This window comes from Duganella flavida, from assembly GCF_009857445.1.
Lineage (GTDB): Bacteria > Pseudomonadota > Gammaproteobacteria > Burkholderiales > Burkholderiaceae_D > Rugamonas > Rugamonas flavida.
The window spans coordinates 194358-219154 of the sequence record NZ_WWCN01000010.1; the positions used below are offsets into that span (position 1 = coordinate 194358).

The window sequence follows — 24797 nt, forward strand, 5'->3', positions numbered from 1 at the left end:
AAGCTTTTTTCCTGACGCACTGGTATGATGTGTTTTCATTTACTTAACTATTATTCGCAGCCGATGAAGCATTTCACAACCCGTCGCGCGCTGATGCTGGCGCTGGTCTCGACTCCCTTGGCGCGTGCCGCCGACCTGTTGGACCAGTCGCCGACTAGCGCGCCACTGACGCCGGCGGCGCTGCTGGCGCGGCTGGAAAAAGAATCGGCTGGGCGGCTGGGCGTGGCGGCGCTGAACACGGCGGATGGCCGCACGGTGCTGCATCGCGCCGATGAGCGCTTCCCGTTTTGCAGCACCTTCAAAATGATGTTGTCGGCGGCGATTTTGTCGCGTGAGCCGGCGCTGCTGAAAAAGCGCATCGCATATGACAAGAGCGATCTGGTATCGTATTCCCCGGTCACCAGCAAGCATGTGGGCGAGGGCATGACCGTCGCTGAGCTGTGCGAAGCGACGCTGCAAATCAGCGACAACGCCGCTGCCAACCTGTTGATGAAACAGATCGGCGGACCGGCTGCGGTGACGGCCTACGCGCGCTCGATCGGCGACACCGAATACAGGCAAGAGCGCTGGGAGACGGAGCTGAATACCGCGTTGCCGGGTGACCCGCGCGACACCACCACGCCGCTGGCGATGGCAAAGTCGCTGCAAAAGCTGGTGCTGGGCGAAGCCTTGCCAACGGCGGCGCGCAAGCAGCTCAAGGACTGGATGCTGGGGAACACCACCGGCGCGACCCGTATTCGTTCGGGCGTGCCGGCCGGCTGGCCGGTGGCCGATAAAACCGGCTCGGGCGACTATGGTTCGGTCAATGATATTGCCGTCATCTGGCCGCCGGGGAAAGCACCGATCGTGCTGGCCGTGTACATCACGCAGCCGAACAAGGATGACAAAACGCGTCCTGAGATTCACGGCGACGTCGCGAAAATCGTGATCGAGGCGTTCCGGTGAAAGAGCTGAAATTCAAAATCTTCGGCGACTATATTTTGGTGACCGGAGAGCAGGGCGCATGGCGCGCCTTCTACTACGGCGCCGAAGGCAAGCGCCGCCCCGCCGACTTCATCATCCCCGGCGACGTTGCCGAAGCAGATCTGTGCGAATACCTGTCTGACCTATTCCACGAAAACGCCACGCCGCGCAACAACACGGCCACGCAGCTATGCTGAAAACCTATCACGGTAGCTGTCACTGCGGCGCAGTGACGTTTGAAGCCGATATCGATCTTAGCCAAGGCACGCTGCGCTGCAACTGCTCGATCTGCGTGAAGGCGCGCTACTGGCCGGCCATCATCAAACCCGACGCCTTCAGGCTGAAGTCCGGCGAGGCCGACCTGACGCTCTACCAATTCCTCACCAAGACCGACAAGCACCTGTTCTGCCGCCATTGCGGCGTGCGCTCATTCGGCATCGGCCGCTCCCCGCGCTGGGGCGAATTCTACTCAGTCAATGTCACCTGCCTTGATGACGTCAGCACCGAAGAACTGGTGAACGCACCCATCACCTACCTCGACGGGAAGAGCGACAACTGGGTTACCCCGCCGGGCGAAGTCAGATATCTCTGATTTTACCTTCCTTCTGTAATAGCAGCTCCTCCAAATCCCCTCCCTCATTTGCTTCCAAAAATGGTGCGGCTCCGTAACTGCGCGCAATTTCTGGATTGCCGTAATCATCTGCGTAATACGCGATACGAAAAAGCATATCAATTTCAATAAAAAAGTCATTGGTTGCCATCTAGAAATTGCATTAATCTTCACTCAACAGTTAGCAAAAACAATATCGAAGAAAATTAACTAATTTTTGACTAATCATTTTGATGGTCATTAATCGGTGGAGACTTCCGTTTAAGTCTATAACCATAACTTAATGGAGAAATAAATGGCAATTCGTGAATTGGCTGTAGAAGAGTTTGATGTAGCAAGTGGTGCTGGTGTTTGCAATGATATTTACTCCAGCTTCACTGCTGGCTTCGGTGCTGCGATTGGTGCGGCTGGCGGCCCTGCCGGCGCAATCGTAGGCGGCGTCGTCGGAACTGTCGTCGGCGGCTGGCTGGGTGAGACCTTCTGCGTCTCCTGATGCCCTGAATTAAGAAGTGGGCTGCTTTCCATTCTTCAAGGGGCAGCCCATTTTTAAATTTTAAAAAATAATTTAAAAAACTCGAGACATCATGGCTTCGGTCGTAAGAAATACTTTTTTTCGCGCGGAGGTTTTGTCAGGAAATGGTTCTGGCGACTTCGGCGAAATTCGTATATTGCACTCCATATCGGGATGGGTAATTACATTTATTAGCCTCGGTATGGCGATGGCGCTTTTTCTCCTTATTAATTACGGCTCTATCGCTAAAAATGTCATGGCTGCCGGTGTTACCGAGGAAATATTATTAAGTCCTGAAAGCAGGGCGGTCGTGGCCACTATTTTTGTTCCGGTCAGCAATGCCGCTGCCCTGGCTCCTGGTCAACGCGTCACGCTGCACTACGATGCTTACCCCTATCAAAAATTCGGCCTGCAAACCGGCATCGTGCGTGCGGTTGATAGTGGTTTTTTATATGCAAATCGCCTCCCCGAGGGAGTGCAAGCCAAGTTGCGGAGCGGAGGCAATAAAGGCAACGTCGGCGTTGTCACTTACCGGCGCATAACGCTGACGCTATTGACTCCAGAAATTCGAGCTGCCGGTAAAACACAAAAGATTCCTGAGGGGCTGCTGCTCAATGTCAATTTGCCGCAATCATCCACACCATTGTCCCAATGGTTGTTAGGAAGCCGAGCATGAAACAGCGAGTTGTGCTCCAGGGAGAATCCAGCGAGTGTGGCCTCGCTTGTCTAGCGATGATTGCATCACACTACGGAAAAATCTATGACATGCCTGGTATGCGGCGTCAGTTCGCTACTAGCCAACGAGGCGCCACTACGGCCGAGCTGATCAAGCACGCCGGTGCATTGGAGTTGGTTGCGCGTCCTCTGCGACTGGATCTTGAGGATCTTCCTGAACTGCAGTTGCCCTGCATTCTGCATTGGAACCTGAACCATTTCGTGGTGCTGACGCGGGTACTGGGCGGTGCGCGCGGTGTCATTGTGCTCGATCCCGCTTTAGGCAAGCGCCGACTTTCGCTGGCGCAGGTGTCAACGTCATTTACCGGTATCGCGCTAGAGTTCACGCCGACACCACGTTTCGAGCGTCATGATCACACGGCGTCGCTGTCTTTGCGTAGCCTGATCGGTCCAGTCCGTGGCCTACGCCGCGCTACGCTGCAATTGCTGTTATGGTCAGCCGCGCTGGAGTTGTTCGCCGTGATGCTGCCCATATTCAATCAGGTCGTTGTCGATGAAGTCATTTTGTCGGGCAGTAGCTCTTTCCTGACTACGCTGTTCTGTGCGTTTCTGCTGCTGATCGTGATATATACGGCCATTGATTATGCGCGGGCCCGGTTCTTGATGCGCTGGAGCTTCGAGGTAAACCTGCAGTGGGTAGCGCGCGTGTTTAGCCATCTGACGCGCTTGCCGATCGCGTACTTTGAAAAGCGCAATCTAGGTGATATCAACTCGCGCTTCGAGAGCATCACCATAATGCAAAACACCCTCACCAACTTGATGCTGGAGACGGTGCTCGACCTGATGTTGGCATTGCTCTCGATGATCGTCATGGTGGTCTACTCTGGGAAGCTGGCGCTGCTCACACTGGGGTGTGTGGTGGTATATGGCGTAATGCGCGAACTGATACAGAAACCATTGCGCGACGTGACCAATGATGGCTTGCTGCTGCACGCCAAAGAGCATAGTTATTTCCTCGAAACCTTGCGATCGATCACAGCGATCCGTCTATATGGACAGGAAAGCGAACGCAGCGCGCGCTGGTTCAATCTGAAGCATGATGCGATCAATTGCGAAGCCCGGCGACAACGCATCATCGCGCTGGTCAAGGTGTTCAACACCGCAATCTTTAGCGTGCAAGCGCTGGGAATATTTTATCTGGGGGCCGGCCTGGTGATGGATCAAGTCATGAGTATCGGCATGCTGATGGCCTGCAGCATGTATGCCATGATCTTTTCCACCCGTGCTACCCGCCTTATCGACCTCCTGTCGGACCTGAATATGACCCGGGTCCACGGCGAGCGCCTGAGCGGCATCGTCCATGAGCCTACCGAGCCGGCGCCGCCTGCCCGCAGCGATCTTGGCCAGATACGCGGGGCCATCATTCTTAAACAAGTACGCTTCCGCTATTCGCCAGCCGATCCGTGGATTTTAGATGGCGTCGATTTGCAGATCGACGCCGGCGAAAGCGTGGTTCTTACTGGTGCCAGCGGCGGCGGCAAGACCACGCTATGCAAAATACTGATGGGGCTGCTGGAGCCCACAGAAGGCGAGATGCTAGTGGACGGCATTCCGGTCACGTCGCTCGGCTTGTCAAACTATCGCCAGCTCGTTGGTGCAGTGATGCAGGACGACACCCTGCAGCAAGGATCGGTCGCCGACAACATCAGCTTTTTTGCCCGCGACGCTGAGCCAGAGCGCATCAGTGAATGCGCAAGACGGGCGGCAATTGACAATGACATCATGGCGACGCCGATGGGCTACCAAACGCTGGTAGGCGAAATGGGAAATGTGTTTTCCGGCGGCCAGAAACAGCGCATCCTGCTGGCACGTGCGTTGTACAAACAACCGCGCATCCTGGCTTTGGACGAAGCCACAAGCCATCTCGACAATGACAATGAGCGGCGCATTAGCGCGGTGATACGGCAATTGCAGTTGACGCGCATTATTGTCGCTCACCGCTCCGGAGCCATCTCAGAGGGCGATCGCATCTTCGAGGTGTGCGAAGGCAAGCTGCGCGAACGCGGTTCCAGGGACACGGATCTGAAGCAGGCCGCCCGCTAGCGGACGATTGATAAAAACCGTTGCACCACTTTTTTTTCATGGACTAAGCATATGAATACTTCTGATATCCGCACGCCACTGGCGCCTGCTTCAGCACGGCCTACATTTAACGCTCTGTTCAGCCAGAGCATCACCGAACCACGTAAGCTGTTCGCGGCGCTGAACACGCATGCGAGCTGGTTGCCGCCTTTATTGCTGTTGACCTTGAGCACGGCGGCGGTCTCCGCCTGGTACTACAGCGTGGTGGATTTCGAGTGGCTCAAAGAGCAAGCGCTGCTGAGCATCGCCGATGTGAACCTACGCGAGACTGCGCGCCTGACGATCCAGCGGCATCTATTGATGACCAGCGCACTGATCCATGATCTGCTGCTGATGCCGCTCGGATGGTGCTTGATGGCGCTATACCTGGCCGGTATCGCCAAAATCCTGGGCTTCGGCCGCTCGTTCCGCCAGTGGTTTGCGCTGGTAGTGTGGAGTAATATGCCCCACTTTCTGTTGCTGGTGTCGGCAGCCGCGCAAATGCTGCTCAACACCGACGGCCAGATCAGCATGTCCCAGTTGCATCCACTCTCGCTGAATCAACTCGTGTTGCAACAGCAAAGCGGCCCGTGGATGGGTTTTGCCGAAGCTGTTGATGTGGGCCTGATCTGGAGCATCATATTGCTAGCCTTGGGCGTGCAGAACTGGACTGGCCGTCGCTGGCCCGCTTGCCTGGCCGTTGCGCTGCTGCCCCCGGTCATCATCTATGGTGGTTGGGCAGTGTTGATTGCGCAGGGTATCATCAAGTGAAACGGAATGTGATGATTGCGGCTGTGTTGTTGACCGTATTTGCCGCGCCGCTTCTGACACGCATGCTACGTCCGCCGCAGGTCCGCCTGGTGACGGTGGAAGCCGCTGCGCCGCGCCAGCTTCGCGCATCGGTGCTGGCCTCCGGCTCGCTGGTCTACCAGCAGCAGGTACAGTTGTCGTCAGAGGTGATTGGTCGCGTCGCGGCCATTCTGGTGCATGAAGGCGATCAGGTCGCTGCGGGGCAAGCGCTGTTGCGCATCGACGATGCGCTGTCGCGTGCCGAGGTCGCACAGCAGCAGTCGGTGGTGCGCCAGCAGCAGATCAATATCGACAACCAGCGCCTCGCCCTGGCCAATCAGGAAAGCCAGTTCCAGCGCAAGCAGGCGCTATACGGCCACCAGATGATCGCCACTTCCGCATTGGAAGATGCGCAGTACGCGCTCGACCAAGCCAGGATCCAGCTACGCAACAGCGCCGAGGCCTTGCAGCAGACGCAAGCCGTGCTTAAGCAGGCTGTCGACCGTGCCGCCAAGACGGTTGTGACCGCACCCCTCAGTGGTACGGTCACGGCAGTTGATATCAAGACAGGCGAGACTGCCGTTCCCAATCAGGTCGGTTATCGTGGTTCCAGCCTACTCACCATCGCCAATACCAGCACCCTCATGGCCGAGGTCAGTGTTGATGAAGCTGACATCGCCCGCATCAAGGCGGGACAGCCGGTGGCGATTTTTACTGCGGCACATCCAGATCTGGTATTGCGCGGTGCGGTCAAAAATATTGCGTTGTCCCCACAGCGCAACGATGGTGCTGCGGGTAACGGCGTCCTGGCGCGCAGCTATCTCATCAAACTCTTACTGGAGAACGCAAACGGCGTGCTCCTGCATGCTGGCATGAGCTGCCGTGCAGAAATCTACACGGCTACCGCCGGTGCAGCCTTGAGCGCGCCACTACAGGCCATCCTCAGTCCTGCCGGCGACAAGAGCAGCAGCGCCGAGGCCACACTGGGTGAACGGAGCGTCGCGTCATCGCGCAAGCGCGACACGGACGCCAGTCATTATGTGATGGTGGCGCGCGACGGCGTGGTCACCCGCAAGGCGGTAACATTGGGAATCGCCGACGATGAGCGGCAGGAGATCACCAGTGGTCTCAAACCGGGTGACGCCATCATTACCGGGCCGTACAAGGTGTTACGCCAGCTGAAGAACGGCGACCGCGTGGCAGCCCCTGCGGAGGCGCCATGAGCGTGTTGCTGGCGCTACAGGCGGTGCAACGTAGCTTCCTCATGGGCGGCGAATATATTGGCGCCCTCGACAATATCAACCTGATCGTCGAGACGAATGATTATCTGGCGTTGACGGGAACCTCGGGCTCGGGCAAGTCGACCCTGATGAACATCCTCGGTTGCCTGGATCGTCCGACGGCAGGGCGCTACCTGTTCCGCGGAACCGATATAGCGGCCATGAGCGACGCCCAGTTGGCAACGCTGCGCAGCCGTGAAATCGGCTTTATTTTCCAGAGTTTCAATTTACTGGCGCGTGCCAGTGCATTACAAAACGTCATGCAGCCGCTGATCTACCAAGGGGTGCGGCGGAGCGAGCGTGAGCGGCGCGCGCGCGCAGCCCTGGCCAAAGTCGGCCTGCAACACCGGATGGAACACTTGCCCAGCCAGCTCTCTGGCGGGCAGCGCCAGCGTGTGGCGATTGCGCGCGCACTGTGCAGTTCGCCGTCATTGCTGCTGGCTGACGAACCGACGGGGAACCTGGACAGCACCACCAGCGCTGAAATATTGGCGTTGTTTGACGAACTGCATGCGGAAGGGCACACACTGATCATCGTCACTCACGACGATAACATCGCAGCACGTTGCCGCCGCCATGTCAGGCTGCTCGATGGTCGGATTGTCGAGGCCGCCAAGTCAATGGAGGACGCCGGTGTTTAACGCGCTCGAAAGTTTTAGCCTGGCGCTGTCAAGTATTCGGAGCCACGGTTTCCGCAGTGTTCTTACCATGCTGGGGATTATCATTGGCGTCGCCTCAGTCATTGCCATCGTTGGCTTAAGCCAGGCGCTGGGCGACATTATCGCCAGTAATTTCAAGGGACTTGGCAGCAACAGCATGAGCATACGCGCGCTGACCACACCTGAACAGGCGCTGCAGGGCCGGTTTAACCGGCTCACCCTCAGTGATTACCGCCAGATTGTGCGCCACGTGGATGACATCAGCGATATTGCGCCATCTTTTTCGCCGTTTGGCGACTACGGCACGGCGATTAAGTATGCATCGAGCACGGTATTTGCCAGGGTCAGTGCGGTGACCCCCAACTATCAGATCCTGAGCCAGTCCACACCGCAGCATGGCCGCTATATCAGTAACGATGACGTTGCCACCCATCGGCGAGTCTGTGTGATTGGCAGGAAACTGAGGGACAAACTGCATCTGCCGGACAATCCGGTCGGGCAATTTATCGAATTGGGCGGGCAGTGGTTCAAGGTGGTTGGGGTGACTGAGCCCCATGCCGAAACGTTCGGCGCTGCCCAGGATGATCTGGCCTTGATTCCATTCTCGACCGGACAATCGCTGGTCGCTGATCCGGCGTTGGTTGATCTGTCGGTGACCTTCAATGTCACCGACAGCGAGCAATTGACTGCGGTTCAGGAACGTACGGCCAGTTTGCTGCGTCAACTGCATCGCATTCCGCCCGGTGCAAAAGATGATTTCGAAATCATCACGGCCGTGCAGTTGCAGGAGATCTTGTCGCGCGTCGTGGGTTCCATGACGCTGGTCCTGGCTGGCATCGTTGGCATTTCGCTTCTGGTAGGCGGTATCGGCATCATGAATGTCATGCTGATCTCAGTCACAGAGCGCACACGCGAAATCGGTATCTGCAAGGCCCTGGGCGCGCAACGACACCATATTCTCGTGCAGTTCCTGATGGAAGCAGCGATGCTTTCGCTGATCGGCGGCGCCATAGGGGTGGCGCTTGGCTATTTACTTTCGCTGTTGGTCAGTGCCTTGGCTCCAGCCCTGCCGACACCCTCGATACCGTGGTGGGCGATTACGCTTTCACTAGGATTCTCAACCGTCGTCGGTCTGCTATTTGGCCTGCTACCTGCCGCGAAGGCCGCTAATTTAGATCCCATCGAGGCGCTGCGCTTCGAATAAGACAATTTTTCAGGAGACAAACATGCCCGTTTTGAACAACTATGCGCTTGAGCTGCGCGGGCTGAGCAAAGGGTTTGACCGGCCTGTCGTGAATGGGTTGGATTTGAGCGTGCGGTGTGGGGAGATTTATGCCCTGCTCGGCGCCAATGGGGCAGGTAAGACGACTACGCTGCGCATGGCTACGGGACTGCTGCTACCCGATACTGGCACGGTAAGCATCTGCGGCGTCGATTTGCACACCGAGCCGGAAGTGGCCAAGCGTCCCCTGGCTTGCTTGTTTGACGAGCCGCTGTTGTACGGCAAGCTTACTGCGCTGGAGTATCTGGCCTTTGTCGCGGGCCTCTGGAGCCTTCCCGCAGCCCAGGCCGCTGCTCGCGCGGAGATGCTGTTGGCGATGTTGGGGCTCAGTTCCCATGCGCAGCAGTTGACCGAAACCTACTCCCGCGGTATGAAACAAAAACTAGCCGTTGCTGGGGCCTTGATTCACCAGCCGGCGCTGATTGTGATGGACGAACCGCTGACCGGACTTGATGCGCATGCTGCGCGACAGGTCAAAGACCTGCTGCTGCAGCATACCGCCGCTGGCGGCGCCGTGCTGATGACGACGCATATTCTCGATGTGGCTGAGCGCATAGCGGATCGCATCGGCATTCTCCAGGGGGGGCGCCTGATCGGCGAGGGCAGTCTTGCTCAGTTGCAGGATCGGGCGCAACAAAGCGACGCTTCGCTCGAGGACGTCTTCCTGCACCTGACGGAGAGTGCCCATGCGGTCGCTGCCTGACGTGCTGTCGCTGCGTCCGGGCGGCGCGGCCTGGCTGATGCGGCACGAGCATCGCTTGTTTGTCGCTGAGTCGGCTGCGGCCATCGGCCGGGCTCTACATCGTCCCGCCAACCAGAGCGCCTTGCCGGCGCCGATTTTAGGCTGGATTGTCACGGTATACCTGGTGCTTCATGTCGCCGCCTGGAGCGCGCTGCCAACCTTGCCTTATTGGCGGCCCACGGAAAGCCTGGGGCAGCTCCATCTTGATGGCTTTGCCGCTGCTGTGCTGTTCATCCTGATGCTGTCGGCGGCGATGATACGCTGCGTGCATGTGATGTACACCCGCAATGATCTGGACTTAATACTGAGCGCGCCTGTTCCGGGTGCCACTATCCTGCGCGCGCGCCTGGGCGGCGTGGTTGCCGGCATACTCTTGCTGGTACTGTTTCTGGTCAGCCCAGTCATCCATATCGGCCTGCTCACTGGCCGGCCGCGGTTATTGGCGCTGTATCCCGCACTGCTCGCGATGGCGGTCCTCGCCGCCAGCTTTGCCATGATGATCACGATCCAGCTTGCCAACTGGATTGGGCCGCGCCGCACGGCGATTGTGGCGCAGGTGCCTGGCACTGCCGTCGTCGTAGGGCTGTATCTGATGCCCAGACTGCTGCAAGCCATCCCTGCCGACATCCAGAACGCGTTCTCTTCGCTGCTTGAAGCGGGTGCGTTGCTGGGACCGGCCAGTCCGCTGTGGCTTCCCGTGCAGGCGTTGCAGGGCGACCTGTGGGCACTGGCGTTGTTTTGTCTGGCAGCGGTGGGAGTGGCGCAACTTACAGTCGTGTTCCTCCAGCGCCGCTTCCTGAACGCCCTCCGGCTTGGCCGCGAACTGCCGCGCCGCCTGCCTGGTCCTGCACTGGGGATAGGTTTACGCTTTGGACATGGCATACGCAGTGTCGTTCTTTACAAAGAGTGGCTGCTGCTGCTGCGCCAGCCCATCTTCCTGAGCCAGCTGGGCATCAAGCTGGCATGGCTAGTCGTGGCCTTTGCGGCTGCCGGCAGTAGCAGCCTGCGCCCGGCGGTGATTGCCGCCATTACGGTGTACGCGACTGCGGCGGTGGCCGGCACGCTGACACGGTTGGTAGAGGGGGGCGAACAGGCAGGGGACTTGCTGGCATCCTCGCCAGTGGCGCCAGCTGCGATCCGGGCTGGCAAGCGTTGGGCGGCCCTGATACCAGCGCTGGTGGTGGGTTTACCTGTGCCATTGTGGCTGGGCGTCGCCGATCCGAAACTTGGAGTATTGACAGCTATTGTCCTGATTGGCGCCAGCGACTCAGCCAACCGTATCAGCCGCATGTTTGCAGCACCATCAATCGCGCAAGGACACCCGGCAGCGCCGCATATGGCGGCTGCGCTGTGGGAGGCGCTGAGTAACGGCCTGTGGGTCCTGATGCTGTTGCTTGCCTATGCCGTCGTTTGACATATCCATCACCCATCGCATCATGTTGAAACCTTTACACCGCTACTCGGCATTTGCCATCATCAGTTTGCTGGTCGCCTGCGCGCCAGCGGACCAGTCCGCCAGTCAATCAGGCTATGCGGTATTGGACGCTGGCCTGACGCCCCCGGCGGCATCTGCTAGCTCCGCAGAGGTCGTCGAATTTTTCATGTATTCATGCGGCCATTGCTATCGTCTGGAGGCGCCGCTCAATGCCTGGTCACAGCAGCGGGGAGCGATCCGTTTCCGGCGGATTCCGATGGCGTTCAGTGTGCGCGACGAGCCATTGCAGCGCTTGTATTACGTGGTGCAGAGCCAGCCCAATGCCGAGCTTTTGCACCGGCGTATTTTCTCGGCGATACATCAGCAAAAAATAGTCCTTGATAGCGAGAGTGCGATTGCCGACTACATGGTTCAGCTGGGTATTGCGCGGACAGATTTCCTGGCCGCCTATCGCGGGCCGGTTGTGCAGCAACAGGTCGAGCACGCGCTAGCCTTGCGTCACAGCTACGCGATCAGGGCAGTGCCCACCCTTGTTGTCGCTGATCGTTTCGTGACTTCGCCGGCAATGGTGGAAAGTAGCGCTGCGGCGGCAGACCCCTCACTATCAATCGAACACGCCACCACCCGCATGCTCGACTATTTGTTGGCAAAAGCGGAGAAGGCGGACCCACCACAGCCTGGAGACCATCATGAAAAACCATGAAGCATCATTCGCGGCATCGCCTTCTTTCTTGCTGCCGCCAACATCTTTGCCCGAATTTACCGTCCCCAAACTAGCGGCACCGCAGCTGGTTTGGCGCAACGCTGCAATCGCTGCTGATCTCGACCTTGATGCCTACGCATATTGTGCACCTCATCTGGACGACAGCAGCGCCGCATTCCTGCCGCAGACCAAGACGTTTCAAGCGGAGCGTTATGGTGGCATCGGGGTGGCCAGCAATGGCGGTGGCGTACGTTGCGGCCTGGATGGGGCAATTCAGGTGAAAGGAACCGGCCGCAACGGCTTACTGGGCAAGCGCACCGACTTCAATCATAGCAATGGTGGTGCTTCGCTGGAAGAAGGTGTCCGCGAGGCGATTTGGGGCGAAGTAGCGGCAATGGCATTGCCTTATGGCGCGGCTCGCGTTCATGGCATCCTGGCCACAGGAACGCGCACCTACTTCCAGGGCGCTGGCGCAGAGGACGGCATGATTCCACGCGTGTTGATTTTGCGTCAGGCCCTGTTGCGGCCGGCGCATTATATGCGGGCGATTGACTGCGATTTATCCGATCCCGCCATCGAGCTTCATTGTAGCGACGCTGCGCGGACCCGCGCCGCTGTAGCTGAAATGGATCTTGGCCTGAGTACGCTGGTAGGCCGCCAACCGACAAACCGGCATGATCCCAGTTTTATCAATGAGGGGCTGCTGGAAATGGCGCGCCGCTTTGCTTGTCAGTTAGCGACATCCAACGTGAAGCGCATTCCGCACGGCGCGCTGAACTGCTCAAATATCGCACTGGATGGACGCTTCCTCGACTTCGGCACCATGACTGCCATTTCCGACTATGGCCGCGTGATCGTCATCAAGGGCCAACCGGATATCTGGCGCACTCATACCTACTTCAAATCCACCTTCTACAACCTGGCCTTTTATCTGCGCCATTATCTGCCAGGTGCTGGTGGCGCCGAGATTATCAGCGGTGCACGGCTCAATGCGCATTTTCTGGCGCATTACCACACCAGACTGACTATGGAATTCCTCAAGTTAACCGGCATTCCCGAAGCCAGCCTGCTGCAAAATGGCAGTGTCAAGTTGGCCGACCTCTGGCGTAGCATCCAAGGCATTATCGCGCGCAAGAACCGTGAGCCGTTCCAGATGCCGCAGATGCCGGAGACAATGGGGGCCTTCAATCTGAACGCCATTTTTCGGGCTGCTTGCCTATGCCGCGACGCAACGCAGATGGAAGATGAGCTGCAGTCGCTGCTGGACGATAGTTCACTACGCCGCCAGTTCATTGAGGCCTATGCCGCAGCGCGTGAGCATTACCTGAGCAGCTTGCCAGCCACCGTGCGTGCGCAAGCCAGCTTTACGATGATCATGGAAGCAATGCGCCGCAATACACCTTTTATGGCGTTATGCCGCAACCAGCTGGAGCCGGCGATTCTCGCATTGCAGCGTCAGCCGGACAGTATCTCTGCGGTACCGGGATTTATCGACCATCTGCTGCGCCAGGCCCGTACGCTGCTGGCCGAAACCGGTGTTGCAGGTGTCGACCTCAGCTGGTATGCCGGCCGGCCACTGTACGCTACGCCTACCGCAGTAACGGGGCACGATGCATGTCCTGTGGCGCTTGATGCCGCGATTTCCGAACTCGATCCCCTGCATTTTTCCGACCAACAAAAACAGATGATATCGATTTTATGCCATTAAATTACATCAGCCATTTTCGTGTTCTCGACACGCCAGCGGATCTGACCCGCGAAATCGCCGAGCAATGTGGTTATGCCGCCCAGCTGATGAGTCAGAATCGCTCGCATCACAAACTTAATCTTGAGTATATGCGGCAGGTCATTGAGCCGGCAATCCGGCAAAGGCGTATCAAATTCTATTTTAATGAAGACGGCGGTATCGTCGGCTATGTTGCGTGGGCTTGGTTGGCGGAAGAAGTGGCCGAGCGGGTAATCGCAAAAGGGACCTTCAACTTGCATGAAAGTGAGTGGAATGAGGGGAATCAGCTCTGGATCGTCGACCTCCTGGTGCCGTATGGGAGCCTGCCTTATGTGATGCGGCACTTGCGCGACAAACAGTTCAAGGATAACGCGGCATTGCATTACCTGCGCAGGCGCGGCGACAACCAGGTTCAGGTCAGGACGCTCAGGCGTGAGATGTTTTCGACGTTCTTCCGTGCCGCAGCAGACTTAAGCCCCGTGCAACAGGGCGCTCACTCCGGTCAGCTGCGTTTTGTGCGCGAGCATTGGTAGCTTGTGCCAAGCGGCGGCAATCTGTGAGCCGAAAGCCGCGCGAGCTTGAGCGGCACAACTAGTCGTCCAGGCCTTTACCATCGAGGATGCGCTGGACGCATTTGTCGATGCGGGACTCGCGGGTCTTGGCTTGTTTGGCGGATGAGAAGTGCAGCAGGTAGGCGCGCTGGCGGCCGGGCGTGAGTTCTTCGAAGGCGGTGCGCAGGGCCGGGATGTCGTCCATTTTGCGCTCCAGCTCTTCGGGGAAGGAGAATTCGGCCGTCTTCTTCAGCTCCACTTTGGCGCCGGACTTTTCCAGGGAGATGGCGTCTTTGATGTAGCTCTTCAGCGCTGTTTTGTGCTTGGTGATTTCGGACAGGCCGTTAAAGCGGATCTGGCGCGCGGCTTGTACGTTTTCGGTTTGCTGGATCAGCAGGTTTTTCGGATCCTTCATCAGCGCGCCCTTGAAGAACAGCAGCGCGCAGTATTCTTTGAAGCCGTGCATCAGCACCACATTGCGGCCGTCCAGCGTGTAGCAGGGCTGGCCCCATTTGAAGTCCTCGGTCAGGTCGTCGCTGCCGGAGATGATCTCGCGCAGGGCGACGAATTCCTCTTGCCAGTTCTTGGCCCGTCCCAGGAAGGCGTCCACTTTGTCGTTGGTCATAGCGCTCCTCTCATTGCCATTCAAGATGGACGACTTTGTAGCCTTTGTCTTTCAGGACTTGCAGCAGTGTTGGCAGGGCTTTGGCGGTCGGTCCGTTCGCGTCGTGCATCAGGATGATACCGCTGCCGGCTTTATCGAGGTTTTCGCTTAATCGCTGGGCGAGAATGGCGGTGGTGTCGTCTGGCAGCCAGTCGGTGATGCCAAGGTCGATCGAGGCGACGGTGATATTGGCTTGCTTGAGTGCGTCCAGCAGGGCGGGTGTCTCTTCGAGGAAGGGGAAGCGGTAGGCTGGCGTCTCGACGCCGAAGGCGGCTTTGTAGGCGGCGCGGCTGCGCTTGAGGTCTTCCAGTTGCTGCTCGACGGTGAACGATGCGAGGTGCGCGTGGGTGTCGCTGTGGATGCCGGCCGAGTGGCCTTCACGTACCACCCGGCGCGCGAGTTCCGGCTGCTGCGCGATGTTCTGGCCAACCATGAAGAAGGTCGCCTTGGCGCATTGGTCGGACAAGGCTTTCAGGACTGCCGGTGTGTTTTCAAATGATGGGCCATCGTCGAAGGTGAGTACTACTTCGCCCTTTGCCAGCGGCAGTACGGCGTTCTGATTGGCGCCGTATGCTGCGCCTTCGCGTTTCAGGGTGATGGTGCGGGAGGTGTTTAGTTTATCCGGTCCGCAGTCGGCTGCGGTGGCGGTTCCTGCAAGTGCTGCCAGTATCAATGCGATGACTTTCATGCGCTTCTGTCTCCGATATGTATGTGGCCCAGCAGGCCGGGAACCGGCAGGGCTAGCGGGATGGACGTGCCGGGAAGGTCGGCCTGCCATTCGCTGATTTGTTGTGCATGGCATTTTAACGCGGCTTCGCGTTGTGTCCACGCTTGCGTGAAGGCGTGTGGACGGTCGGCTGCGGCCAGCAGCGCGGCGAGGGCGGTGGGGCCGAGGTAGTCGCGGGTGACGGCTTGCCAGTCGGGGATATCCTGCACCTGCATCAGGTCCGCGCCGATGGGGCCTTGCAGGTTGAACGCGGCCAGCGCGCAGCTGGCGTCGTGGCTGAAGGAGCAGCCGATGCTGCTGGCACGGCCGGCCAGCAGGATGCGCGGCGGCGTGCCGGACGCGGATTCGATGGCGATGTCGTCGAGCGGCACGCCCAGCACCATCGCCAAGGCCTCGCGTGCGGCAAGCCGGATCGCGTGACGGGCAGCGTCGCGTTGCGCGGCCGTTGGACCGCCAGTGCGGATCAGGATAGCGAACAGACCGTCCTGCGGCGCCGGCGTGGAGCCGGGCCAGAGGTGGACGGCCAGCGGTTTCATTTGCGGGCCGGAGCGGCGGGGCAGCCGGCCCAGTTGCCGTTGGCCGGGATAGTTTCGCCTTTCATCACCAGCGTCAGCGCGCCGAGCCGCGCATTGTCGCCCACGCTGGCGCTGTATAGCACTGATGCCCGCGCGCCCATGTAGACGCGTGCGCCGATCATTACGTGGTCGATCTTCATCACGCGGTCCTCGAACAAGTGCGTTTGCGGGCAGCTGAGCGCATTCAGTTCGCTATGGTCGCCGATATGCACGCAGTCGAACTCCGTGATGTCGGTGGTGTCCATGTAGACGCCTCTGCCGATGCGCGAACCGAGTAAATTAAACGCCATCGGCAGCCACGGCGTGCCGCGCAAATAACGCATGAAGTTCGGCACGGCGATGCCTTCATACAGGTTGGTCACGCCTTCTGACAGCCATACAAACGGTGTCCACATCGGTTCCGATTGTTTGCGATAGCGACCGATCAGCAGCCACTTGAGCAGCACCACGAAGATGTAGTTGCCTACACCGTAGACCAAACCGGCCAGCGTCAGGTCCCAGATCACTTCGCCCCAGCGACCAGCACCGGCGGCTGGCATCACCGCCAGCACCAGCGTGTAGCCGACCGCAATTACCAGCGCATGCGGCGCGACGATGCGGAATGCTTCGATCAAGCCGCGGCCCAGGCGTCGCAGCGGCGATGGATGGAACGTCAGACGTTCCGGATAGCCGCTGGTCTGCTCGCGCGCGGGCAGGTTGATCGGCGGGGAGCCGAGCCACGTATCGCCGCTCTTCATCTGCGCATTCTCCGGCGCGCGCGAATGCACGCCGATCAGCACATGCTCCGGCAGCACGGTGCCGTCCGGGATGTAGGCGCCGTTGCCGACGAAGCTGCGATGCGATATCACGGTCGGCTTCATCACCATCCAGCCGCCGTCGATCTCCTCGTCGCCCAGCATCACCGCATCGGCGATGAAGGTCTCATCGCCGAGGGTCAGCATGTCCGGCACCACGCCCAGCGCGGTGGAGATTTCGGCGTCCTTGCCGACTTTCGCGCCCAGCAGGCGGTACCAGTACGGCGCAAACACGGTGGCGTAAATGCCATGCAAAACGTTCAGGCTCGATTCCTGGATCTGGCTCACCAGCCACTTGGCGCAGTAGGTGTTGCCGTGGATCGGGAACTGGCCCGGCTTCAGGCGCGGCAGCATACTCCAGCGGATGCCCGCCGAGACCAGCGCGGTCAGCACGATCAGCACCGTACTAGCGGGGAAGGCCAGCAGGAAGTAGCGCAGCAGCTGGATGCGTACGTCGTCGCCCTGAATCCAGGGCAGCCAGCCCGCTTCGTCGAACCAGTCGATCAGCACAAAGCTTGGGAATACCGGCATGAAGAACAGCGTCACGATCAGCAGGATGCCGAAGGTGAAGAACAGCGCCTCGCCGGCGCGGCGCGCGGCACTGGCGGCAGGACGCGGCGGCAGATGGTTTTCAAACGCGCCCATGTCGCGTGCGGGAGAGCCGGCCCACACGCGGCCGGCCGGCACCGCGCCGCCGTCGCCCAGTGCGGACTGGCCTTCGAGGTGGCCCAGCGCTTCGACGCGGGTATTCCCTTCCATGATGGCGAAGGAGCTCACGCAGGCATCTTGTTCCAGCGTGATCTGGCCGAGGTGCAGCTGGCCGCGCTCGACGCGGGCGTTTTCAAAGTTGACGGCGTTGCCGATGCTGACACGGTCATCGATGCGCAGCAGGTCCGGTACACGCAGTGTCATGGAGCCGATGATGACATCCTTGCCGACTTTGGCGCCGAGTGCGCGCAGCCACCATGCGTTGAGAGAGGAACCGCTCAGCAGGTAGGCCGGTGCGGCTTCCACTAACCGGTCGGCCAGCCACCAGCGGTAATAGGTGATGCCCCACAGCGGATAGATGCCAGCTTTCAGGCGACCGGCGATCAGCCACTTGCCTGCGACGGCGATGGCAAATTCGCCGACGGTCGCCAGCAGGAATACGCCGACCGAGGCGGCGATGGCGCGCGCCACCGAGTCGCCCGGATCGCCGGTGAAGAAGTGGTAGGTGAAGAAGGGTGCCAGCCACTGCGCCATGCGCAGTGTGACCAGCGGCGGCATGGCTGCCGCCTGGGCGATCCCGCAGATCCAGCGCTTCAGCCGGGGCGGCGGCGTCCAGTCTTGTTCTTCCGCACCGGCGTTGGGCGCCTCGGCCAACACCTGGGCGATTTTTCCGACCTGGCGCTGCTGGTAGATGTCGCGTACCGTCACGTGGGCATAGCGCGGATCGGCGCGCAGCGAGGAGGCCAGGCGCGCGGCGAAGAAGGAGTGGCCGCCAAGGTCGGTGAAGAAGTCGGCGTTGCGCAGGATAGGCTGGCCGGGGAACAGGCTTGCCAGTGCGGCGAACAAGGCTTCTTCAGCGGGCGTTTCGGGCAGGTCTGAGTCTTCGGCGCTGCCTGCGGGGGCGGCGCTCAGTGGCGTGGCTTTCAGCGTCTTGCGGTCGATTTTGCCTGAAGTCAGGCGCGGCATGGCGTCCAGCATTTCGTAGCGGCCGGGGACCATATATGGCGGCAGCTTGGCGGCGAGGGCGGCGCGCAGCGCGCGTGGATCCAGCGCGCTGGCGCCTTCGGGTACGATGTAGGTGACCAACTGGTCGATACCGTCATCCTTGCGCAGCAGGACGGCGACGGTGCCGACGCCCGCTTGCTGCGCGAGCAGGGCTTCGATTTCGCCCAGCTCCACACGGAAGCCGCGGATTTTCACCTGGTCGTCAGCGCGGCCGAGGCACACCACTTCGCCGTCCACGCCGATGCGCGCGAGGTCGCCGGTGCGGTACAGGCGATCATCGTGCGGTCCGCAGGACCACGGGTTGGGCAGGAATTTTTCAGCCGTCAGGTCAGGGCGGCCGAGGTAACCGGCGGCCAGGCCGGGGCCGGTGATGCACAGCTCACCGACTTCGCCGCGCGTCAGCAGGCGCAGGACCGGGCCGGTGGCAGCAAGGCCGTCGCCGTCCAGCGGTACGGGATCGGTGTTGGTATCGATGACCAGCAAGCCGTAGTTCGGCAGCGGCGTGCCGATGGTGACCGGCTGGCCGGGCTGCAGGCGCGCGAGGCTGGCGGATACCGTCGCTTCGGTCGGTCCGTAGGTGTTGAACATCTGTCTGTCCTTGCGCGACCAGCGCTGTACCAGCGATTCCGGGCATGCTTCGCCGCCGAGGTTAATCAGGCGCAGGCTCGGCACCTCCTGATTGAACAATGCCAGCAGCGTCGGCACCGCGTGCAGCACCGTCACGCCGTTTTGCTCCAGCATGCGCGGTAGCGTTTCCGGATCGCCGCTGATCTCCTTCGGCCCGATCCACAGCGTGGCACCGACCAGATACGCGATCCAGATCTCTTCGAACGACATGTCGAAAGCGACCGAGAAGCCTTGGTACACCTTGTCGTCGCCGGTCACGCCCAGCACCGCGTTCTCGCTGCGCAGGAAATGGCAGATGCTGCGCTGGGTGATCAGAATCCCTTTCGGCTTGCCGGTGGAGCCGGAGGTGTAGATGACATACGCCGGTACATCCGGCGACACCGCACCGCGCCGCGCCAGCACTTCGCCAGCGGCGAGCGGCGCAAGCAGCGCCTCCGCCGTCCACACGGCACGGCCGGTGGCGGCGATATCGGCCAGCCGCGGCGCAAATGCCGCACAAGTCAGCACGCCCGCGCCGGAAGCGTCGTCGAGGCAGACCTGCAAACGCTCGACCGGCGTATCTTCATCGACCGGCAGCCACGCGGCGCCGGCCTTGGCGATCCCCGCCTGCAGCACCAGCAGCTCGATCCCGCGCGGCAGCAACAGGCCGACGATCTGGCCCGGCTGCACGCCGGCCGCGATCAACCGTGCCGCCACCAGGTCGGCTTGCTCGTTCAACTCCCCGTAACTCAGCGAGCGTGCGCCGAAAATCAGCGCGATCCGCTCGGGATGGCGCGCGGCACTGGCCTCAAGCAAATCGGCCAGGATTTCTTCGCGCAGCAGGTCTGCTTGCGGCGGGCCAAAGAGAATGTCGGGATTATGCGGTGTTACAGGTTGATTCATGCTGATACTTTATTCGGATTTAACCTGCATTGTACGGTACGGCAGATGGTTCCCCTAGGGGATGAATGCAAGTTCTGCTTACAGCCTTTACAATAGGACATACGAGCCGAGAAACCGAAGGAGCCGCATGACTACGCACCGCCCATTCATCGCCCCCGTGCAGTTCGACGACGCCCAAGCTGCGTACGACCAGGTACTGGCCATCTACGACACCAACATCGCCTACCTGCGCGACGCCATGAAGCGCTTTGTCGCCGGCGAAGACGTGGGCGAACATGTGCGGGCCTGTTATCCGTTCGTTCGCGTACATACCGACACCGTGGCGCGTGCCGATTCGCGGCTGGCGTTTGGTTTTGTCGCCGGTCCGGGCACCTACGAAACCACGCTCACGCGGCCCGACCTGTTTGCGCGCTACTACCTCCAGCAATTCAAACTGCTGCTGAAAAATCACGGCAGCCACCATGTCAAGATTGAAGTCGGCACCAGTTCGCAGCCGATCCCGATCCACTTTTCGTTCGCCGAGCATGAGCACATCGAAGGCAGCATGACAGCCGAACGCCGCCTGCTGATGCGCGACGTGTTCGACCTGCCTAATTTGGCGGCAATGGATGACGGTATCGCCAACGGCACGCACGAAGCGCCGGTGGGCGAGGCGCAGCCGCTGTCGCTGTTCACCGCACCGCGCGTGGACTACTCGCTGCAGCGCCTGCGCCACTACACCGGCACCTCGTGCGAGCATTTCCAGAAGTTCGTCCTGTTCACCAATTACCAGTTCTATATCGACGAATTTATCAAGCTGGGACATGAGCTGATGGCCAATCCGTCCGGCGCGCCGGGCGACGACTACATCGCTTTCGTTGAACCGGGCAACCTGGTGACGCGCCGCGTGGGGCAGTCGGTGCAGCCGGGCGATGCGCTGGGCGCCGCGCCGCCGCGTATGCCGCAGATGCCGGGCTACCATTTGGTACGCGCCGACGGTACCGGCATCTCGATGGTGAACATCGGCGTCGGCCCCGCCAATGCCAAGACCATCACTGATCACATTGCGGTGCTGCGTCCGCACGCCTGGCTGATGCTGGGCCACTGCGCCGGCTTGCGCAACACGCAGGAGCTGGGCGACTATGTGCTGGCACACGGCTACGTGCGCGAAGATCATGTGCTGGATGAAGACCTGCCGCTGTGGGTACCGATTCCGCCGCTGGCCGAGGTGCAGGTGGCGATTGAAGCTGCCGTGGCCGAAGTCACGCAGCTGACTGGCCATGACCTCAAGCGCGTGATGCGCACCGGGACTGTGGCCAGCACCGATAACCGCAACTGGGAGTTGATGCCGCAGCGGACGCCGGAACGCCGTTTCAGCCAAAGCAGAGCGATTGCGCTGGACATGGAGAGTGCGACTATCGCCGCCAATGGCTTCCGCTTCCGCGTCCCCTACGGCACGCTGCTGTGCGTGAGCGATAAGCCGATGCACGGCGAGATCAAGCTGCCGGGCATGGCCAACCAGTTCTACCGCGACCGCGTCGACCAGCATTTACGCATCGGCATCCGCGCAGTGGAGCTGCTGCGCGCACTGGGTGTGGACAAACTCCACTCCCGCAAGCTACGCAGCTTTACGGAAGTGGCGTTCCAGTAGAATCGGCGAGGTGACCGGGTGCGGCGCAATCCGGCCACCAGCAGCAGGCCGGCAGCAGCATGGCCCAGGTGGATGGCTACGGAACCGGTGTTGCGAGAAATTCATGGCCTGTGCAAACTGGAAGGTGATGTTGACGCTGGGGACATACACCCAGCCATCCCACCCTGTTTTTCTTGAGTTCTGTTACTGCTAGTTTCAGAATAGCAGCTAGTTTCAGTAGGGGAAGGAGTTTTGTGTTTTTTGCAGTTTGTTGTGTATTCACTACAAAATTGTAGTGCCAGCATGCACCGGCTTGGAGGATCAAGCCTCCACACTGTGGATTCCCCCGTGCTCGATATCCTTTTCGGTATCGAAAACCGCCAAAAATTGATTGGTTTGTTTTTTCTCCAGCACCTAAGATTTGTCTCAGACGGCAGCCCCCTCGTGCCGCTCCTTAGAAAAATAGACACATACTGGAGACCTATGAAACACACCGAATCCGGGACTAGCGAGTCCCAGGCAAAGCATCGTCTCGTCCTTAAATCCGGCGTTGCCGTGCTGGCCGCCGCAGGCCTGTTGAGCACCTTCCCTGTTATGGCGCAAGAAGCGCCCGCTACGCCAGCCGCCGATGTGCCGGAGCAGGCGACGGTTACCGTGACCGGCGTGCGCCGTGCTGCGCAGACCGCCCAGAAGATCAAGAAGGACGCCGATAATGTGATCGACTCCATCGTCGCGGACGATATCGGCAAGTTCCCGGATACGAACGTGGCCGAAACGCTGGCTCGCGTCACCGGCGTGCAAGTGCGCCGCGATGGCGGTGAAGCCAATACGGTGCTGATTCGTGGTCTGCCGGGTATCGCAACGCTGCTGAACGGCCGTGAGATGTTCACCACCACTGGCCGTTACACCAAATTGGCGGACGTCCCATCGACTATGCTGCAACGCGTGGACGTGTACAAATCGCAGAGTGCCGATTTGCCGGAAGGCGGTATCGCCGGCGTGATAGACGTGCGTACTAACCGTCCGTTCGACTTCAAAGGATTCACCGCTGTGGTTAATGGCGGCGCTACCAACAACTCGCTGGCCAAGCGCACCGATCCTAATGTCAGCGGCATGATCTCTAACCGCTGGAAAACCGATATCGGTGAATTTGGCGCGTTGGTCGGCGTGTCCTACCTGCGCAATCACTACACCGAAGAGCGGGTCTTCAACACCAAACCAATCGACAAGAGTTGGCTGCTGCCGAAGTTGACCGGTCCTGATTTGGTCGGCCTCGAAAGCATCAAGGGCGACCGCCGTCGTAGCTCCGCCAACTATGCCTTGCAGTGGAAGCCAAACAGCGACGTTGAGCTGTATGCAGAAGGCCTGACTTCCCACTACCTGAATAATTTCGAGACCGATTTCTTCGTCGGCCTGCCATGGTGGGGTCCTGGCGATCAAATGAGCGCTACCAAGATTCCGGGTACCGACCAACTGCAAACTTTGAACTCGCACAACGTTAACACCATCATGTCGACGCAGGCCAACCGCGCTAGCACCGTGACCCAGCAGCACGCCATCGGTGGCCGCTGGAACGCCGCGCCGGGCCTTCGCCTGAGCAGCGAGATCGCCCGCACGCTGTCTGACTACGATTGGCAGAATCCTATCCTCGACACCATCACCAATGTGCCTAACGCCACGGTGAACACCAATGTCGGCGGCAGCTCTTACGTGGCGTACGGCGGCATGAACTTGAACGATCCGACCAAGTACACGCTGTCGCAATTGTTTGACCGTTACGGCCACGACCAAGGTTCTTCTACCGATTGGCGTGCTGACGGTACCTATACCATCCCGGATGAAGGCGTGTTCAAAGATTTCGGCTTCGGTGTGCGCGCCGCCAAACGGACCGCAGCGTCGATCAAGTCATTCGAGGGTTCGGTGCCGGCGCCTGCCGGCATTCTGGCTAGCTCGCTGCCGGGCATGAACTGCACCGCGCAGATGCAAAATAACTGGGGCACCACCGCGTGGTACACGCCATGCGCCAGCTACCTGATTTCCAATACCGCCGATGTACGCAAGGCCGTTACCGGCAGCAGCAGCGCCAAGGCGATTGATCCGGGCTCGTTCTTCTCCAACGAAGAAAAGAACTACGCCTTGTACGGTAAGGCTCATTTGGGCTGGGAAACCGCCGGCATTCCGTTCGACGGCACGGTGGGTATGCGCGTCACCAAGACCGATTCGAACTTGCTGGGCAATTCGCAGAACAACGGCGCCTATGTACTGACGTCGAAAACGTCGAGCGACACCGCCTATCTGCCGAGCGCCAACTTCAAGGCCTCGCTGCGCGACGACGTGATCGCCCGCTTCTCGTTGACCAAAACGCTGACTCGCCCAGATTTCGCTCAACTGAATCCGGGCACCGCTTATATCAACCCGAACGGCACCACCGTGCTGGCGACGGCATCGGGCGGTAACCCAGAGCTGAAGCCGTTCACCGCGCGTAACTACGACGCCTCGCTGGAGTATTACTTCTCGTCGACCGGCATGGCCAGTTTTGCGTTGTTCCGCCACGAGTTCAAAGGCTACATCATGAACAAGGTGGTGAAGGAGACCTTCAATGGCGTGACCTTTGATACCACCCGTCCGTTCAATACGGATGACGGCTATCTGCAAGGCGCCGAAGTGTCCTACCGCACCTTCTTCGATAAGCTGCCGGGTTGGCTGGGTGGCTTTGGCGTGGAAGCGAATGCGACATTCACGCAAGGCGAAACCAGCACGTCGAGCAATCCAGACCTGAGCGGTAAGCCGTTTGCTGGTATGTCGAAATGGTCGTACAACGTGGTGGGCCTATATGAGAAGTATGGCGTGTCGGCGCGACTGGCGTACAACTGGCGCTCGAAGTTCACGGACGTCTACAATGACGGCGGTCCTGGCTTGGACTTGATCGCATCGCCTATGTCGTCGCTGGATGGTTCGCTGGGCTACAAGATCAACGAGAATACGTCGATCACTCTGACCGGCGCTAATCTGCTTAACTTCAAGCACACCGACTACTGGAACAGCAGGGCACTGTACCCACGCGACACGCGCAAGTATGATCGTTCGGTGGGCTTGTTCTTGAACTGGAAGATTTAAGTTTGGTAGATGTTTAGTTGATTTTTCTGGCCGCGTCCCCGT

Annotated in this window: 22 protein-coding genes; 17 read left to right on the plus strand and 5 right to left on the minus strand. The window is 59.8% G+C overall.

What is annotated here, in order from left to right; all coding sequences use genetic code 11:
• The first annotated feature begins 63 nt into the window (after positions 1-63).
• Genes bla through GTP46_RS17055 form a run of 3 tightly spaced genes read left to right on the plus strand, consistent with a single transcriptional unit; the run spans position 64 to position 1555 of the window.
• Complete coding sequence (gene bla, locus GTP46_RS17045; protein WP_161007829.1) at positions 64-945, plus strand: class A beta-lactamase; 882 nt, start codon at positions 64-66, stop codon at positions 943-945.
• Positions 942-1160 (plus strand): DUF7661 family protein, encoded by a 219-nt coding sequence (locus GTP46_RS17050; RefSeq protein ID WP_161007830.1) that lies wholly within the window; start codon positions 942-944, stop codon positions 1158-1160. Before bla ends, GTP46_RS17050 begins: the two co-directional genes overlap by 4 nt.
• Complete coding sequence (locus tag GTP46_RS17055; protein ID WP_161007831.1) at positions 1154-1555, plus strand: GFA family protein; 402 nt, start codon at positions 1154-1156, stop codon at positions 1553-1555. Before GTP46_RS17050 ends, GTP46_RS17055 begins: the two co-directional genes overlap by 7 nt.
• Here the strand turns inward: GTP46_RS17055 and GTP46_RS17060 are convergent.
• Positions 1542-1724: a hypothetical protein gene (locus GTP46_RS17060; RefSeq protein WP_161007832.1), complete on the minus strand. Its 183-nt coding sequence runs from the start codon at positions 1722-1724 to the stop codon at positions 1542-1544. The genes GTP46_RS17055 and GTP46_RS17060 overlap by 14 nt on opposite strands.
• A 144-nt stretch (positions 1725-1868) precedes the next feature.
• Between GTP46_RS17060 and GTP46_RS29500 the strand changes: the two genes are divergently transcribed.
• From GTP46_RS29500 to GTP46_RS17115, 12 genes are all read left to right on the plus strand, one after another.
• Positions 1869-2066: a hypothetical protein gene (locus GTP46_RS29500; RefSeq protein WP_202414313.1), complete on the plus strand. Its 198-nt coding sequence runs from the start codon at positions 1869-1871 to the stop codon at positions 2064-2066.
• Between the two features lie 91 nt (positions 2067-2157).
• Positions 2158-2760, plus strand: a complete 603-nt coding sequence (locus GTP46_RS17065; protein ID WP_161007833.1) for a hypothetical protein — start codon at positions 2158-2160, stop codon at positions 2758-2760.
• A complete protein-coding gene (locus tag GTP46_RS17070) occupies positions 2757-4862 on the plus strand; it encodes a peptidase domain-containing ABC transporter (protein WP_161007834.1) in 2106 nt (701 codons plus the stop codon). The genes GTP46_RS17065 and GTP46_RS17070 overlap by 4 nt, the downstream gene beginning before the upstream one ends.
• 51 nt (positions 4863-4913) lie before the next feature.
• Positions 4914-5651, plus strand: a complete 738-nt coding sequence (locus tag GTP46_RS17075; protein WP_161007835.1) for a YIP1 family protein — start codon at positions 4914-4916, stop codon at positions 5649-5651.
• 62 nt (positions 5652-5713) lie between these two features.
• Entirely contained in the window at positions 5714-6892 is a 1179-nt protein-coding gene (locus GTP46_RS17080; protein WP_161007836.1) for an efflux RND transporter periplasmic adaptor subunit, read from the plus strand.
• Entirely contained in the window at positions 6889-7590 is a 702-nt protein-coding gene (locus tag GTP46_RS17085; protein WP_161007837.1) for an ABC transporter ATP-binding protein, read from the plus strand. Before GTP46_RS17080 ends, GTP46_RS17085 begins: the two co-directional genes overlap by 4 nt.
• A complete protein-coding gene (locus GTP46_RS17090; RefSeq protein ID WP_161007838.1) occupies positions 7583-8812 on the plus strand; it encodes an ABC transporter permease in 1230 nt (409 codons plus the stop codon). Before GTP46_RS17085 ends, GTP46_RS17090 begins: the two co-directional genes overlap by 8 nt.
• 22 nt (positions 8813-8834) lie before the next feature.
• Positions 8835-9593: an ABC transporter ATP-binding protein gene (locus tag GTP46_RS17095; protein ID WP_161007839.1), complete on the plus strand. Its 759-nt coding sequence runs from the start codon at positions 8835-8837 to the stop codon at positions 9591-9593.
• The gene (locus tag GTP46_RS17100) at positions 9577-11046 is read left to right on the plus strand and encodes a hypothetical protein (protein ID WP_161007840.1); all 1470 of its coding nucleotides are present in this window, start codon (positions 9577-9579) and stop codon (positions 11044-11046) included. The genes GTP46_RS17095 and GTP46_RS17100 overlap by 17 nt, the downstream gene beginning before the upstream one ends.
• A complete protein-coding gene (locus GTP46_RS17105) occupies positions 11033-11770 on the plus strand; it encodes a thiol:disulfide interchange protein DsbA/DsbL (RefSeq protein ID WP_161007841.1) in 738 nt (245 codons plus the stop codon). The genes GTP46_RS17100 and GTP46_RS17105 overlap by 14 nt, the downstream gene beginning before the upstream one ends.
• On the plus strand, positions 11757-13478 hold the full coding sequence (locus GTP46_RS17110) for a hypothetical protein (RefSeq protein ID WP_161007842.1): 1722 nt from the start codon (positions 11757-11759) through the stop codon (positions 13476-13478). The genes GTP46_RS17105 and GTP46_RS17110 overlap by 14 nt, the downstream gene beginning before the upstream one ends.
• A complete protein-coding gene (locus GTP46_RS17115; protein WP_161007843.1) occupies positions 13469-14029 on the plus strand; it encodes a toxin-activating lysine-acyltransferase in 561 nt (186 codons plus the stop codon). The genes GTP46_RS17110 and GTP46_RS17115 overlap by 10 nt, the downstream gene beginning before the upstream one ends.
• A gap of 58 nt (positions 14030-14087) precedes the next feature.
• On the opposite strand, the gene GTP46_RS17120 is transcribed toward GTP46_RS17115, so the two are convergent.
• Genes GTP46_RS17120 through GTP46_RS17135 form a run of 4 tightly spaced genes read right to left on the minus strand, consistent with a single transcriptional unit; the run spans position 14088 to position 20029 of the window.
• The gene (locus GTP46_RS17120; protein WP_161007844.1) at positions 14088-14672 is read right to left on the minus strand and encodes a YdeI/OmpD-associated family protein; all 585 of its coding nucleotides are present in this window, start codon (positions 14670-14672) and stop codon (positions 14088-14090) included.
• Positions 14673-14682: 10 nt separating this feature from the next.
• Entirely contained in the window at positions 14683-15399 is a 717-nt protein-coding gene (locus GTP46_RS17125; protein WP_161007845.1) for a polysaccharide deacetylase family protein, read from the minus strand.
• Positions 15396-15974, minus strand: a complete 579-nt coding sequence (locus tag GTP46_RS17130; protein WP_161007846.1) for a 4'-phosphopantetheinyl transferase family protein — start codon at positions 15972-15974, stop codon at positions 15396-15398. Before GTP46_RS17130 ends, GTP46_RS17125 begins: the two co-directional genes overlap by 4 nt.
• Complete coding sequence (locus tag GTP46_RS17135; RefSeq protein ID WP_161007847.1) at positions 15971-20029, minus strand: Pls/PosA family non-ribosomal peptide synthetase; 4059 nt, start codon at positions 20027-20029, stop codon at positions 15971-15973. The genes GTP46_RS17130 and GTP46_RS17135 overlap by 4 nt, the downstream gene beginning before the upstream one ends.
• Positions 20030-20156: 127 nt before the next feature.
• On the opposite strand from GTP46_RS17135, the gene GTP46_RS17140 reads away from it, so the two are divergent.
• Together GTP46_RS17140 and GTP46_RS17145 are read left to right on the plus strand one after the other, a co-directional pair.
• Positions 20157-21659: an AMP nucleosidase gene (locus GTP46_RS17140; protein WP_161007848.1), complete on the plus strand. Its 1503-nt coding sequence runs from the start codon at positions 20157-20159 to the stop codon at positions 21657-21659.
• 462 nt (positions 21660-22121) lie between these two features.
• Positions 22122-24755 carry a TonB-dependent receptor gene (locus GTP46_RS17145; protein ID WP_161007849.1) on the plus strand — a complete coding sequence of 878 codons (2634 nt, stop codon included), beginning with the start codon at positions 22122-22124 and terminating at the stop codon, positions 24753-24755.
• Positions 24756-24797: the final 42 nt, after the last annotated feature.

Bases quoted from the DNA above. Each gene is read 5' to 3' on its own strand.
- bla (WP_161007829.1), top strand. From the start codon at position 64: ATGAAGCATTTCACAACCCGTCGCGCGCTGATGCTGGCGCTGGTCTCG.
- GTP46_RS17055 (WP_161007831.1), top strand. From the start codon at position 1,154: ATGCTGAAAACCTATCACGGTAGCTGTCACTGCGGCGCAGTGACGTTT.
- GTP46_RS17060 (WP_161007832.1), bottom strand. From the start codon at position 1,724: ATGGCAACCAATGACTTTTTTATTGAAATTGATATGCTTTTTCGTATC.
- GTP46_RS29500 (WP_202414313.1), top strand. From the start codon at position 1,869: ATGGCAATTCGTGAATTGGCTGTAGAAGAGTTTGATGTAGCAAGTGGT.
- GTP46_RS17065 (WP_161007833.1), top strand. From the start codon at position 2,158: ATGGCTTCGGTCGTAAGAAATACTTTTTTTCGCGCGGAGGTTTTGTCA.
- GTP46_RS17070 (WP_161007834.1), top strand. From the start codon at position 2,757: ATGAAACAGCGAGTTGTGCTCCAGGGAGAATCCAGCGAGTGTGGCCTC.
- GTP46_RS17075 (WP_161007835.1), top strand. From the start codon at position 4,914: ATGAATACTTCTGATATCCGCACGCCACTGGCGCCTGCTTCAGCACGG.
- GTP46_RS17080 (WP_161007836.1), top strand. From the start codon at position 5,714: ATGCTACGTCCGCCGCAGGTCCGCCTGGTGACGGTGGAAGCCGCTGCG.
- GTP46_RS17085 (WP_161007837.1), top strand. From the start codon at position 6,889: ATGAGCGTGTTGCTGGCGCTACAGGCGGTGCAACGTAGCTTCCTCATG.
- GTP46_RS17095 (WP_161007839.1), top strand. From the start codon at position 8,835: ATGCCCGTTTTGAACAACTATGCGCTTGAGCTGCGCGGGCTGAGCAAA.
- GTP46_RS17100 (WP_161007840.1), top strand. From the start codon at position 9,577: ATGCGGTCGCTGCCTGACGTGCTGTCGCTGCGTCCGGGCGGCGCGGCC.
- GTP46_RS17105 (WP_161007841.1), top strand. From the start codon at position 11,033: ATGCCGTCGTTTGACATATCCATCACCCATCGCATCATGTTGAAACCT.
- GTP46_RS17110 (WP_161007842.1), top strand. From the start codon at position 11,757: ATGAAAAACCATGAAGCATCATTCGCGGCATCGCCTTCTTTCTTGCTG.
- GTP46_RS17115 (WP_161007843.1), top strand. From the start codon at position 13,469: ATGCCATTAAATTACATCAGCCATTTTCGTGTTCTCGACACGCCAGCG.
- GTP46_RS17120 (WP_161007844.1), bottom strand. From the start codon at position 14,672: ATGACCAACGACAAAGTGGACGCCTTCCTGGGACGGGCCAAGAACTGG.
- GTP46_RS17125 (WP_161007845.1), bottom strand. From the start codon at position 15,399: ATGAAAGTCATCGCATTGATACTGGCAGCACTTGCAGGAACCGCCACC.
- GTP46_RS17130 (WP_161007846.1), bottom strand. From the start codon at position 15,974: ATGAAACCGCTGGCCGTCCACCTCTGGCCCGGCTCCACGCCGGCGCCG.
- GTP46_RS17135 (WP_161007847.1), bottom strand. From the start codon at position 20,029: ATGAATCAACCTGTAACACCGCATAATCCCGACATTCTCTTTGGCCCG.
- GTP46_RS17140 (WP_161007848.1), top strand. From the start codon at position 20,157: ATGACTACGCACCGCCCATTCATCGCCCCCGTGCAGTTCGACGACGCC.
- GTP46_RS17145 (WP_161007849.1), top strand. From the start codon at position 22,122: ATGAAACACACCGAATCCGGGACTAGCGAGTCCCAGGCAAAGCATCGT.